Source organism: Paenibacillus sp. Soil750 (assembly GCF_001428045.1).
GTDB lineage: Bacteria > Bacillota > Bacilli > Paenibacillales > NBRC-103111 > Paenibacillus_E > Paenibacillus_E allorhizoplanae.
In genome coordinates this window covers 424,839-437,470 of the sequence record NZ_LMSD01000012.1, presented here as the reverse complement: position 1 = coordinate 437,470, position 12,632 = coordinate 424,839, and the positions used below count along the sequence as shown (strand labels likewise).

12 protein-coding genes are annotated in these 12,632 nt (G+C 45.4%); 11 read left to right on the top strand and 1 reads right to left on the bottom strand.

What is annotated here, in order from left to right; genetic code table 11:
* The first annotated feature begins 2 nt into the window (after window positions 1-2).
* The 9 genes from hutI to ASL11_RS14215 all read left to right on the top strand — a co-directional run bounded on the left by hutI (window position 3) and on the right by ASL11_RS14215 (window position 8,671).
* Window positions 3-1,316 carry an imidazolonepropionase gene (gene hutI / locus ASL11_RS14240; protein ID WP_056615180.1) on the top strand — a complete coding sequence of 438 codons (1,314 nt, stop codon included), beginning with the start codon at window positions 3-5 and terminating at the stop codon, window positions 1,314-1,316.
* The gene (gene hutG / locus ASL11_RS14235) at window positions 1,306-2,268 is read left to right on the top strand and encodes a formimidoylglutamase (protein ID WP_056615178.1); all 963 of its coding nucleotides are present in this window, start codon (window positions 1,306-1,308) and stop codon (window positions 2,266-2,268) included. The genes hutI and hutG overlap by 11 nt, the downstream gene beginning before the upstream one ends.
* Window positions 2,269-2,514: 246 nt before the next feature.
* On the top strand, window positions 2,515-2,643 hold the full coding sequence (locus tag ASL11_RS37845) for a hypothetical protein (RefSeq protein WP_268796196.1): 129 nt from the start codon (window positions 2,515-2,517) through the stop codon (window positions 2,641-2,643).
* Between the two features lie 204 nt (window positions 2,644-2,847).
* A complete protein-coding gene (locus ASL11_RS36485; protein ID WP_157256925.1) occupies window positions 2,848-2,988 on the top strand; it encodes a hypothetical protein in 141 nt (46 codons plus the stop codon).
* A 352-nt stretch (window positions 2,989-3,340) separates the two neighbouring features.
* On the top strand, window positions 3,341-5,173 hold the full coding sequence (locus tag ASL11_RS14230) for an FAD-dependent oxidoreductase (protein ID WP_200962429.1): 1,833 nt from the start codon (window positions 3,341-3,343) through the stop codon (window positions 5,171-5,173).
* Window positions 5,130-6,746, top strand: a complete 1,617-nt coding sequence (locus ASL11_RS14225) for a tannase/feruloyl esterase family alpha/beta hydrolase (protein WP_056615175.1) — start codon at window positions 5,130-5,132, stop codon at window positions 6,744-6,746. The genes ASL11_RS14230 and ASL11_RS14225 overlap by 44 nt, the downstream gene beginning before the upstream one ends.
* A gap of 22 nt (window positions 6,747-6,768) precedes the next feature.
* Entirely contained in the window at window positions 6,769-7,026 is a 258-nt protein-coding gene (locus ASL11_RS38135; protein ID WP_442953066.1) for an alpha/beta hydrolase, read from the top strand.
* Complete coding sequence (locus ASL11_RS14220; RefSeq protein WP_056615172.1) at window positions 6,998-7,483, top strand: alpha/beta hydrolase family protein; 486 nt, start codon at window positions 6,998-7,000, stop codon at window positions 7,481-7,483. Before ASL11_RS38135 ends, ASL11_RS14220 begins: the two co-directional genes overlap by 29 nt.
* Window positions 7,484-7,753: 270 nt before the next feature.
* A complete protein-coding gene (locus ASL11_RS14215; protein WP_056617046.1) occupies window positions 7,754-8,671 on the top strand; it encodes an aldo/keto reductase in 918 nt (305 codons plus the stop codon).
* 76 nt (window positions 8,672-8,747) lie between these two features.
* Here the strand turns inward: ASL11_RS14215 and ASL11_RS14210 are convergent, their stop codons facing one another.
* A complete protein-coding gene (locus ASL11_RS14210; RefSeq protein ID WP_056615169.1) occupies window positions 8,748-9,668 on the bottom strand; it encodes a hypothetical protein in 921 nt (306 codons plus the stop codon).
* A 137-nt stretch (window positions 9,669-9,805) separates the two neighbouring features.
* On the opposite strand from ASL11_RS14210, the gene ASL11_RS14205 reads away from it, so the two are divergent.
* Together ASL11_RS14205 and ASL11_RS14200 are read left to right on the top strand one after the other, a co-directional pair.
* Window positions 9,806-10,783, top strand: a complete 978-nt coding sequence (locus ASL11_RS14205; RefSeq protein WP_056615165.1) for a phosphotransferase — start codon at window positions 9,806-9,808, stop codon at window positions 10,781-10,783.
* Window positions 10,784-10,852: 69 nt separating this feature from the next.
* Complete coding sequence (locus ASL11_RS14200; RefSeq protein ID WP_056615163.1) at window positions 10,853-12,607, top strand: sensor histidine kinase; 1,755 nt, start codon at window positions 10,853-10,855, stop codon at window positions 12,605-12,607.
* Window positions 12,608-12,632: the final 25 nt, after the last annotated feature.

The window sequence follows — 12,632 nt, the reverse complement described above, 5'->3', positions numbered from 1 at the left end:
AGATGGAACGGATTGATTTGCTTATTACGGGGATTGGCCGTTTGGTTACTCCACCGGGGAATGCACCGCGCTGCGGACAGCAAATGAAGCAAGTCGTTGTAATCATAGACGCAGCGTTAGCTATACGTGAGGGGAGTATCTTCGCGTTTGGCACATCACAAGATGTTCAGGAACTTATGAGAGATCTTGAAGTCGTAGAAACCATTGACGTTGGTGGGCGTATGGTTACACCTGGGCTGGTCGATCCGCACACTCATCTCGTTCATGGCGGTTCCCGTGAACATGAGCTGGCGCTGAAGCGATCCGGCGTCTCCTATCTGGACATTTTGGCGCAGGGTGGAGGCATACTTAATACGGTGCAAAGTACACGCGCAGCCAGCGAGCAGGAACTCTATGATAAGGCGCGTCGAAGTTTGAACGAGATGCTGTTGAATGGTGTCACGACGGTTGAGGCGAAAAGCGGCTACGGTCTCACCCTGGCAGACGAGCTGAAGCAATTGCGTGTGGCAAAACGTTTGAACGATACTCACCCAGTCGTAATTGTTTCGACATTTATGGGGGCACATGCGGTCCCGCTGGCGTATAAAGGTCGTCCCGAGGAATATATAGACCTCATCGTCAATGAAATGGTTCCCAAGGTGGCTGAAGAGGAGCTTGCGGAGTTTTGCGATGTGTTTTGTGAAAAAGGTGTTTTTTCCATTGAGCAGTCGCGCCGAATTCTGCTGAAAGGAAAGGAGTGCGGTTTGCTTCCGAAAATACACGCAGACGAGATAGAACCGCTTGGCGGGGCGGAACTGGCGGGCGAAATCGGTGCAATATCCGCTGAACATTTGCTGGCTGCGACCGATAAAGGATTCGCTGCAATGGCGGAACATGGCGTGATTCCAGTGCTCTTACCGGGCACTTCGTTCAACCTAGGCCTGGCCAAACATGCGCGTGCACGAGACATGATCGACACCTATGAATTGCCGGTGGCACTTGCTACGGACTATAATCCAGGGTCCTGTCCGACGGAGTCGATCCAGCTCGTCATGATGCTGGCGTCCCTAAACTTGAAAATGACGCCGGAGGAGATTCTGACTGCGTGCACGATCAACGCGGCCAATGCGCTGGGACGTGGGGAAAGTATCGGTTCGATCGTAGTAGGAAAGCGTGCGGATTTAACCATTTTTGATGCGACGAATCTGGCTTATTTGCCATATCATTTCGGAATTAACCATACGTTTGGGGTTATCAAAAACGGAAACGTGATCGTATGGGACCGTACTATTGTGACGGGAGTAGCTAGAAAGGAGGAGGGGCACGATGAGCCATGAAATCCCTTTTCTCAAACCACCTGATCAAGCTATGTTCAGAGATCACATGGAAACCAAGGTTGTCCATTGGATTCGCCAGTGGGACGGTCAAGAGCCATTGCTTGCAGGGATCATTGGCATCCCGCTGTCTAAACCGTCGATCTCGCATTCAGGCGCTTCGACGACACCGGCGGCTGTGCGTGCGGCGTTCAAGTCTTTTACTACATACTCGATGGAGTATGGTGTTGATCTGCAAGACTTAGCCGTTCGCGACCTCGGCGATATCCAAATGCATGTGACGGATATCGCGGAATGTCACCGCCGCATTGAGGAAAGCTTGCGCGCGCTATATAGAGAACAGCCGGGGGTGATCCCGATCATCTTTGGCGGCGATCATTCGACGAGCTGCCCGTCGATCAAAGCTTTCGTAGGCCGTCATCCTGGGAAAAAAGTGGGTATCCTTCATTTTGATGCCCATCATGATGTCCGTAATTTTGAGGACGGTGGCGTCACCAACGGTACGCCGTTCCGCGGTATCCTCGAATCGGGTGTGGTAGAGGGACAACACATCGTACAAATCGGCATTCGAGGTTTCATGAATTCGAAGCGTTATCATGACTACGTGAAGAGTAAAGGGGTACATGTATTTTCGTCACGTGAGATACGTCGGATGGGCATGGATGCGGTGCTCGACCAGGCGCTTCATCTTGCGGGGAATGGCACGGATGTGCTGTATGTGAGTTTCGACGTGGATGTGATCGATCAGGCATTTGCACCGGGCTGCCCATCGATCGGCACTGGCGGGATGAATCCATGGGATGCGCTGGATGCCCTCTACCGACTCGGATCGCTGCCACAGGTGCAAGGACTGGACTTCGTCTGCATCGATCCGACCGTCGATGTACGCAATGTGACCTCGCGACTAGCGGTGCAGTTCATGCTAAGCTTCTTGGCGGGGGTCGCTGCACGCTAGTAATAACATAAAACGCCGCTAGTTCCGTAAAATTGGAGCTGGCGGCGTTTGTTTGTGTAGGAGGGTTTCCTTCTTATGATTGTGTTTACAATGCTATTCAGCGGAGGCTTAATTCCAACTTATTTAATTGTGAAAAATTTAGCCCGCAAGGCCGGAGGAAGAAGGACTGCAGCTGGAAGACTCAGGTCGCGGTAACAATATAAATTTTAAAAAATGTATATTATACTAGAGGAAGAAGGGGTTTCTATGAAAAAGAACTTATATGCACCGATGCTGGCAATGACGTTAACAGGAGCTATGTTGATTGCTGGTTGTGGAGGTTCGCCTGCAGTTGATAAAACCTACAGAGAAGGCTGCGGAGAAGCCGGCGGTTAGCAGTACGTCAGCAGCCAGTGCAAAGCCAGTTAAGCTGGACATCAGATTGGCTTGATAAACTAAATCTAAAAGTTCCTACACACCAGAAGAATTGCTCGAAGTTGCGAAAGCGTTTACAGAGAAAGATCCGGATGGCAATGGGAAGAAAGATACATTCGGCATCACAAAAATATGGTTGCTGCAGGTGTCGTTGATCCTGAACTCATGGCAACTTCGCAAACGCAGGCTATGCAAAAGGCGATCAAAGGACAAACGGATATTTTTTACACAGCTTGGTCGGACATGACAACTGCCCGGAACGTTGAACAGATGAAAGCCATCAATCCCAACGTCAACTGGGTGTAAATCGATGCGTTGCAAGGTCCAGGCGGTAAATTCACGGCATCTTGGGATATAAGCAATCCCGCAGGATTGTATGCGCTATTTCTGGCTCTACCAATTTACCGGCCGTCCTGAGATGGAATATTTGTCCGTGAAATTTGCTCCACAAAATTAATTGACTTTGCCAATAAACAGCCACGCCTTCAAGCGGTGAACGGTTTTATTGATTTCCCGAGTGGCTATAAGCGTTATTAGAGACATCTGAGAAAAAAGTGAAAGAGCTCGGATACGTGAAGTAGGTAGAAAAAGGTTGAAAAGGGATGAAGAGGCTTCTGGCTTCATCTCTTTCTGAAACTGATCTTGGGGGAGAATTGTAATGATGAGTGGAGATAACAAGAAACAACGAATTCAAACAGATATCCTAGTTGCCGGAGGCGGCATTTCGGGTGTTGTAGCTGCCATTGCGGCTGCGAGGAACGGTGCTAAGGTTACGCTTTGTCAGGATCGCTCTGTTCTGGGAGGCAATGCCTCTTCCGAGATCCGTATGCATATCGTAGGGGCGGCGCATTCCAAACGGGGGACAGCACTCGAAACAGAAGCAAGGGAAGGGGGCATCCTTGAAGAAATTCTTCTGGAGTGCGCCGTTCGCAATCCACAGCGAAGCGCTTCGATGCTGGATCTCCTCTTATATGAAAAGTGCAGAGCGGAACCGAACCTGACGCTGATGCTGAATACGGCCATTATCGGCGTGCGAATGGATGGAAACCGAATCGTGTCAGCTTGGGCAACGAGGGAAAGCACGGAACATAGCTTCGAAATATGTGCGAACATTTTCATGGATTGTACGGGAGACGGACGTCTCGGCAAAGAAGCAGGAGCGCGATTCACGACAGGTCGTGAGTCTTCTGAACAATATGGAGAGTCTTTCGCTGGGGCAGTAGCCGATACGTATCGTCTCGGTTCTTCGCTGTTATTTACGGCTCGAAATATGGGCAAACCGATGGCGTTCATCCCCCCTGTATGGGCGAAACGCTATTCCGAAGAAGATTTGAAGTACCGCAGTCATGCTTCATGGGAATATGGTTATTGGTGGGTAGAGTTCGGCGGACTATTGGATACAATCTCCGATAACGAATTCATTCGTGACGAACTGCTGGCCATAATGATGGGCGTGTGGGATCATATCAAAAATAGCGGTCATCACCCAGAGTCTGAGAACTGGGCACTTGATTGGTTCGGCTTCGTGCCTGGCAAGCGGGAATCTCGTCGATTCATCGGTCAACACGTATTGACACAAAAGAATCTGGAAGAATCGGTTCATTTTGAAGATGTCATTGCATATGGGGGGTGGCCCATGGATACACATCCACCACAGGGGATTGAGGCCATAGAGATTGATCCTTGCCATCAACCGCATACAAACAACGTATATGGTATTCCTCTGAGGTCATTGATCAGTGCGAATGTGGAGAATTTGATGTTTGTTGGACGCAATATATCCGCTACACATATTGCCTTTTCAAGCACGAGAGTCATGGCTACTTGCGGTGTAATGGGGCAAGGTGCGGGAACATTCGCCGCTCTGGCCATTCAAGAAGGTATTTCACTTGAGATGGCGTATAAGAATCAAGAATTAATTCGGAAAACGCAACAACGGCTTATTCACCAGGATGCGTTTCTACCTGGTATTCCGGCTATCGATAACTTGTCTAGCCAAGCGACAGTTCGAGCTTCTTCCGAACAACCTCAAGGCCAAGCATCGAATGTAATAGATGGCTATACCCGTGCGATGCATGGCACAAACGGTGTTAGGCTGGATCTGGTCGTTCCTGGTTCCCACAGGTGGATGTCACGTCCTGATGATCATGCACCTTGGATTGAATTAACATGGGAAACACCGGTTTCCATCAGCGAGATCACCATCGTGCTAGATACAGGCATGCATCGGAGACTGACACTGACACAAGAGGATCAGCTGCATAAGAAAAATGAATGGGGGCCGCAGCCGGAAACGTTGAAGGATTTCCGAGTCATTGCTTATGCTGCGAATCCAGACGAAGCTTCTCGTCAAGTGATGAATATTCAGGATAATTACCAACGGCAAGTAACACGCCATATAGGGTTAGAGCAAGTAAGTAAGCTTCGATTAGAAGTCTTGAGCACTAATGGATTGGATCATGCTCGAGTATTTGAAATCAGATGTCATTGAAGTAAGTAGGGTGGACATCTCTGAGGGGGACGGCATTTTGCAAGGAATATTTGAAAATGTTGACATACCAGGTTGTACGATTATGGATGTTCAAATGGTGACAGAAGGAAGTCTCAACCTAGCTGACGATAGAATAATTACGGATTTGCCAGCATTTTGCCGAGTTTCCCTCCAACTGAAGCCAACCATGGAATCTAACATTCGTGTGGAGCTTTGGTTGCCACAAGAGTGGAATGGCAGATTCCTTGGCACGGGAAATGGTGGTAGTGCAAGTTATATTAGCTACAATCCACTTGCATTTGGGGTTCGGCGAGGCTACGCGACAGCGAACACGGATATGGGTACCTCGCCAAATGCCTTTGAGGCGATTGGCCATCCGGAACGATGGGTGGATTTCGGTTATCGTGCCACACACGAGATGACGAAAGCAGCGAAATCGCTCATCCAATTATTTTACAATCGATCAGCCAGCTACGCTTATTTCATGGGTTGTTCAACGGGTGGGCAACAAGCACTAATGGAAGCGCAGCGCTATGCGTCTGATTATCAAGGCATCATCGCTGGGGCGCCAGCCAACAATCGCACTCACTTGCATACTGGATTCTTGTGGAATTTCAAAGCAACGAATCAAGGAACAGGCGCGCACTTTTCTAAAGAACAAATTGCATCCATAACTCGTAAAGTTGTCGAACATGGACAGCGGAAGGACGGCGGTGTTCTCCAAGGTGATAACTTCTTTACTGACCCAAGGGTTCTGCAATTCGACCCAGAGACGTTGGCTGCTTTACAGGTTGACGTTGCCGAGATTGGCCTCACCAACGAACAAATCTCCGCATTGAAGCTGATTTATGCGGGTCCAACCAATCCAAGAACAGGCGAACGTATTTATACGCCACTTCCATATGGAAGTGAGGATTGTGGGGGAGGGTTGGATCTTCAACAAGATCCAGAACGGTTACCGTTGTCCTTGTTATATCCATTTCATTGGGTGTTCGGGGCGGATTTCGATTATACGACATTTGATTTTGATCACGATTTGGATACGTTGAATGAGCGATTGGCGTCGATTCTTAATGCGAATAATCCTGATGTCAGTGAGATGAAAGCTTTAGGTGGGAAAATCTTGATGTACACGGGGATGGCGGATCCGCTTGTTCCGTATCAAGATGCACTCCACTATTATGAGCGAGTGATTGAACAACAGGGCGGCCTTGAACAAACGCAGGATTTCTTCCGGTTATTCCTTGTGCCAGGAATGGGCCATTGCGGAGGGGGACCGGGGTTAAATGATCTAGGCCAAGGTGGCCATTCGAATTTGCCAAGAGATAGTGAACATGACATTTTAACCGCATTAGTTGAATGGGTTGAGCACGGAAAAGCACCGGAGAAAATCATCGCAACCGCGTTTAAAGATGGTTTTGCTCCGAATGGTATCAGCTTCCAAAGACCCATTTACCCTTATCCGAAGCTTCCCAAGTACATTTCAGGAGATCCTAATTTACCAGCTAGCTATCAAGGTGTCGAACATCCTCGAGGTGGAGTTCTTATTCCAGCGGCAAAATACCTCGTTTAAATGATTTCAATGACAGCAGCCGATACGAGATCTTTCCCGCGCGATGATCATCATCCGTGAACATGCAGAGCAATGGCGCATTAATCCTGATCATATTGCTATTTGCGGATTTTCTGCCGGTGGACACCTCGCAGCGAGCCTAGCTGTACATTGGAATACTCCTGGATATCAGAGGTATCCAGGAGTATTCCAACAAGCCAAATGCCGCCATTTTGGGTTACCCCGTCATCACGACAGGGGAGTTCGCACATATGGGATCGTTTTACAATCTGCTTGGTGAGGATGCTAGTCAAGATCAACTCGCCGAAGTTTCCCTTGAACATAGTGTGGGACCTCACACGCCGCCTGTGTTTCTCTGGCATACCGTTGAAGACTTAACCGTTCCTGTTGAGAATGCCATGATCTTCGCCTCGGCGTTAAGGAAGAACACGATACCCTTTGAATTGCATATCTTTCCATTCATCGGCCACGGCTCTTTAACGTCGGATGAAACGTGGTATACGAGGGGCCAAGATTACCTGAACTCGGACTCCGCGCAGCTTTATAGGCAAACAGCCATTAAAGAATTGACTGAAGCAAGTGGGAAACCAACTGTCAGTGACGCTGAACTTCTGGAGTATTTCAATGAGCCAGCAGTCAAATATAAGAAGCCCTTGCCAGATCCAATGAACTATAATCACAATGCAAAATGGGTCAAACTATGTATTGAATGGCTGAATATTACGTTCAGAGAATAGCCCCAAGGACTGTCAAGTGATCAACCTGATGGTCCTTTTCGTATTGTAGGGAATCGAAAGTCGCGTAGGGTTCTAGAAATAGAGTCCGATCGCAACAATGGGGACATTTTCGCAGAATCTCTGTATACTTTAGCCAGATCTTCACCCCCTTCGTATAAGGGTACCTTGTCATACATTCTTGAATATGAGTTAACAATGTGTGACAATAGGAGAGGTAACTTCAGGAGCAAATAATAAGTGATGCAGTTTTGAAGGAGGAATTATTTTATGATAAAAACAATGAAACTTGGAACCAGTCCCTTAGAAGTTCCGGTTATTGCAGTAGGCTGTATGAGAATTAACTCGCTGGACAAGCTTGAAGCGGAACGCTTCGTCCAAGGGGCGATGGATATCGGTGCTAATTTCTTCGACCATGCGGATATATACGGTGGGGGTACTTGTGAGGAAATTTTCGCGGATGCGATCCAAATGAACGCTAATGTACGTGAGAAGATCATTCTACAATCCAAATGCGGGATTCGAAAAGGGATGTTCGACTTTTCCAAAGAACATATTTTGGAATCCGTTGACAACATATTGAAAAGACTCAAAACGGAATACTTAGATATTCTGCTTCTGCATCGTCCAGATGCTTTAGTGGAGCCTGAAGAAGTCGCTGAAGCGTTTGATCTACTGGAAAGCTCAGGGAAAGTCAGACATTTCGGTGTTTCCAACCAGACGCCTCTGCAAATTCAATTGCTGAAGAAATCGGTCAAGCAGCCAATTGTGGCGAATCAATTGCAATTGAGCATTACGAATGCAACGATGATTTCAAATGGTATCAATGTGAATATGCTGAATGATTCCGCAGTGGACCGTGATGGCGGCATTCTTGATTTCTGCCGATTGAATGATATCACGATTCAGCCTTGGTCACCTTTCCAATACGGATTCTTTGAAGGTGTATTTCTTGATAACGAGAAATTTCCAGAGTTGAACTTGAAGATTGATGAAATCGCGGCGAAATATGAGGTATCCAATACGACGATCGCGATTGCGTGGATTCTTCGTCATCCAGCACGGATGCAGCCAGTTACTGGGACAATGAATATCAATCGATTAATCGATTGCGCGAAAGCTGGCGATATTCAGTTGACTCGTCAAGAGTGGTATGAGATTTATCGTGCGGCAGGAAATGTTCTTCCCTAGATCTGGGGATTGGAATGAAAAGGGGCTAAGCGGGGTGTACCTGCTTAGCTCCTTTTTTATGACCGATGTCATAAATTTAATGATTGGAAACTGTATCCAGTATTGTTCGAACATAGGCATCAATACTGAACCAGCGCGTATCTATGGTAACAGGGACTTTATTTTCTACCATGTCAATAGCTTCTCTTGGATGCAGCAAATCGTATCTAGGGCTGTACATTTCGGTGAACGGAGGCAGATCATCTCGTCCCTTGGGAGCAATTGGTGTAGCACCTAGCAACTGAGCTTCGTAGAGTGCTAAGGTGAGACTACCACCAATCGTGACAGATACCGCTGCTGTTGCTTTAGATAGCAGCTGATAATACTCAGCATGCGGAAGCCTTCCCACTTCAATGCCTAATTCTCTCCACATGGCAACAGGATAATGGGACAAAGGTGTAACAGGCGAGGCGATTACCACGCGATATCCTAACTCCATAAATTCAAATGCCAAGCGGACGGAGAGATAAGGCTGATAAAATTCATTCATACGGCCTGGGAAGACAATTAGTTTCTCCCGCTCATCAGAAGGTGTGATACCTTTTAAGGTGGCATTCACATAGTCATGATCATAAGGAAAGCCTGCTGCGATAACTTCGACTTGTGAACCGGGAGGCAGGCAACGTTTGCCCCAAGGCACCATGCTTGGATTTGTATAGAAAATAGCTTTCAAAGAAGGATGACGGAAAATCCATAATGACTCTAAGTCTAAAACGTTCGTAAAAGGGTTCCAGACGTCATGTTCTTGAATATACAGATGCTGAGGAACTGGACTTGCTTCTTTGATCATATCAAATAGAGTGAAGCGTGTGATCAAAACAGGAGTCTGTGGGTCCTTCGGCAGCGTAGGGGAAAAGGTATATGGGACTCCCGCGGAAACAAGTCCTTTTTTTAAACCGCTGAGATAATTGGGATACCACGCTGTTTGATCATTTTCGTCAACAAGTACATGTAACATGATAAGTAAGCCTCCATCGGGACTATGTATTAACTTTATATGCAAAATATATCATATTTTCTTGTGTATATCATGCCTATTCACTTATGTGATATGGTAAGTTTAAATTATGAGTAGGACGAGGACGGTGAAAAATAATGGCTGCTATGGAAGAGGAAATTTTCTTAGAATCTGGCAAAGTTCGTGACGGTATTCCGCATGAAAGAGAAGTTATCTACGTGGGTCGTAATGGTCAGAAGGTTGAGCGGGTTCAAGTGAATGTAGATGATGCCATGACTAGCTTTATTTATAAACCACTTACGAACTATCCGAATAAGGGAAAAGAAGTATGGTTGCAAGTGAATTTATTCGTCCGAATTCCTGAGGTGAACATCCCCAAGATCCTCTACTTTTCTCAAGCGCTAGAGCCGGAAAAGGAATGGATGGTTTTCGAAGATTTGGGCGAATTGGAACATAGTTTCAGCTGGGATATGATGTTAAAAACGTCAGAGTTCATCCCTTATTGGCATCTCTTGCCGACAACGGTGCTACCTGGAGAATTTGAGGGTCACACGTCGAAAACGAAGGAAATTCAAAGCTTTATTTTGGCTAAGGATATACAAACGAAGCAATTATTCAAGAGTCTAGGATTTCTAGATGACCAAATCACTTACTTTTATGAAGATATTCTACGCCAGGATCAACTTGAAAATGAAATCGTCATTTCGCACGGAGATTTGTATCCGTTAAACATCGCCGAAGTGAATAATCAAGTCTATATTTTCGATTGGGAGTACGCTCATACGAATAGCGTTTTCTGGGATCTGTATACGTTGATGGACATTACGAGCCCGCAATACAGGCGATTGATCATCGAGCAGGATTCACGTCTCGCAATTCTTACTAGATATATCTCCGTTCGCGAGAACCTTCAATCTCCAACACAAGGCAACTTCATTATGGATTATCACAAATATAGTGCGTTGTATTCTGTGTGGCTGTTGCTTTTAATAGAAGAGGATATCGCCCAAGAAAGATTTGAGAAATCAGCCCTTTTGCGGCAGTATAATGAAACGCTTGAGATTCTAAAAATTGTTCTCGGCTATTTAAAATACACCAACGGACAATTTTTTTAAAAAAACTGCAAAATTCGACAAAATTGCTTTATAATAAGGATACAAAATGCTGTTGAGGGAGTCGTAAGCATGTTTTCATCATTAGACAAGTTCCCATTAAAAACAATATTAATTTTCTTAATCGCCATATTAAGTATGAATTTAACGTATTTTCAACATTCGAAGGTGCTTCTAAATAATCATCAAAAAGAGAAAATACAATTAGTGACTTCTACGATTTCTGCCGAACTTGGTAAGCAAAGTGAAGTAGAGGCAACTTATGATGAAATGCTGGGTCATGAACTACGTACCGCCTCGATTGTTATTCAGAAGACCTTACATCCTGATTTCCACCAAGTTACGAACGAACAACTGGTCTCCTTGGCGAAGGAATTGAATATTGAAGGGATTACGTTATTCGAGAGACGAGATGATGATTTTATTGGGGTAAGATCCTCGGATCCCAAAGAAATCAATGCAAGCTCCAAAACGTGGGGGATCGTGTATTCCGCACAATTACAGTTAACGGATCGAAAAACTGTAGACGTAGGTACCGGCTTGACCCTCGAAAATTTCTGGAGTGGCCCCATTGATACAGCTTCGACGGATAGTGCAAATATCAGGAAATGGGGAGAATATTACGACGGAACGACCAATTATATTATTAATCCCTATTTGGACGTATCAAGCAGTCTTGAACACTATCGCCAAAAAGTAGGTGTGGATGCTAGTATTCACGAGCTTCTTGAAAATAACAAAGGAAATTTAATTGAGATTGGCGTCCTAAATCCGGAAAAGATTTTTGATAAAACGCCAACACCAAATAATAGGGCTAGCTGGTATTCAGAGCGTCTCGTATTAAATGGTAGTTATAAGTATAGAGATGGCGTTGAGGAGAGTAAAATCAAGGAAGCGCTGACCAAGAACAGTACGGTTTTTTACAATGTGGTTTTGAATGGGACGAACATTCTGAAAAGCTTTACACCGATGGTCACAACCAATCTGAAGTATAAGCGCGATGACTTACCCAAAGTGGTTATGGTTGCAACCGATTACACACAGATCGAAAAAACATTACATCAGCAGTTTCGTGAAGTTTTTATATTCATGAGCATTGTTACTCTTCTCGTTTGTGTTGTAATTATAATTCTGTATTCGATCACGCGGAAGAAGAATGAAGGAGCTGTGAAAACAGTTCAAGATGTGTATCTGGCGAATATTAATTCGATTGTTCAGTCGATCAAAGAACAGCGTCATGATATCATCAACCATATCACGACCATCTCGTGGATGATTAAATTGAAGAAATATGAAAGTCTACAAGACTACATAGATCCACTAATCCAAGAAGCGAAAATGATGGATAACAAAATTAAAGCGGTTGAAATTAATATTCCAGCATTAAGCGGAATTATCCAAGCTAAGTTGGCACAATCCGAAGTGCATAACATTGACATGCAGGTTGATTTTAAAAATATGGAAAATTTGCGACTCACGACGATTAAGACCACTGACTTAGTCCGCATATTAAGCAATTTGATCGATAATGCGTTTGACGCGACGATCGAGCTGCCTGTTAACGAAAGGAAAATCACTGTGGAAGGCATCGTTCAAGCTAACCAACTCACGATTCAGGTGCAGAATTCTTGTAATCCCGTCACTCCGGACATACACACACGAATATTTGAATCAGGCTTCTCGACCAAAACAGGAAAGAACAATAAAGGTCTTGGGCTTCATATCATCAAGCAGTTAATTGAACGTTATAAAGGAAGGATTGATTTCACAACGCAAGAGGCTGGTGTAACGTTCTCCATCGTCATACCATTAAAACATGAAAAATAATAATTTGAATGTATAAGATTTCCTT

Bases quoted from the DNA above. Each gene is read 5' to 3' on its own strand.
- hutI (WP_056615180.1), top strand. From the start codon at position 3: ATGGAACGGATTGATTTGCTTATTACGGGGATTGGCCGTTTGGTTACT.
- hutG (WP_056615178.1), top strand. From the start codon at position 1,306: ATGAGCCATGAAATCCCTTTTCTCAAACCACCTGATCAAGCTATGTTC.
- ASL11_RS37845 (WP_268796196.1), top strand. From the start codon at position 2,515: ATGAAAAAGAACTTATATGCACCGATGCTGGCAATGACGTTAACAGGA.
- ASL11_RS36485 (WP_157256925.1), top strand. From the start codon at position 2,848: ATGGCAACTTCGCAAACGCAGGCTATGCAAAAGGCGATCAAAGGACAA.
- ASL11_RS14230 (WP_200962429.1), top strand. From the start codon at position 3,341: ATGATGAGTGGAGATAACAAGAAACAACGAATTCAAACAGATATCCTA.
- ASL11_RS14225 (WP_056615175.1), top strand. From the start codon at position 5,130: ATGGATTGGATCATGCTCGAGTATTTGAAATCAGATGTCATTGAAGTA.
- ASL11_RS14220 (WP_056615172.1), top strand. From the start codon at position 6,998: ATGGGATCGTTTTACAATCTGCTTGGTGAGGATGCTAGTCAAGATCAA.
- ASL11_RS14210 (WP_056615169.1), bottom strand. From the start codon at position 9,668: ATGTTACATGTACTTGTTGACGAAAATGATCAAACAGCGTGGTATCCC.
- ASL11_RS14205 (WP_056615165.1), top strand. From the start codon at position 9,806: ATGGCTGCTATGGAAGAGGAAATTTTCTTAGAATCTGGCAAAGTTCGT.
- ASL11_RS14200 (WP_056615163.1), top strand. From the start codon at position 10,853: ATGTTTTCATCATTAGACAAGTTCCCATTAAAAACAATATTAATTTTC.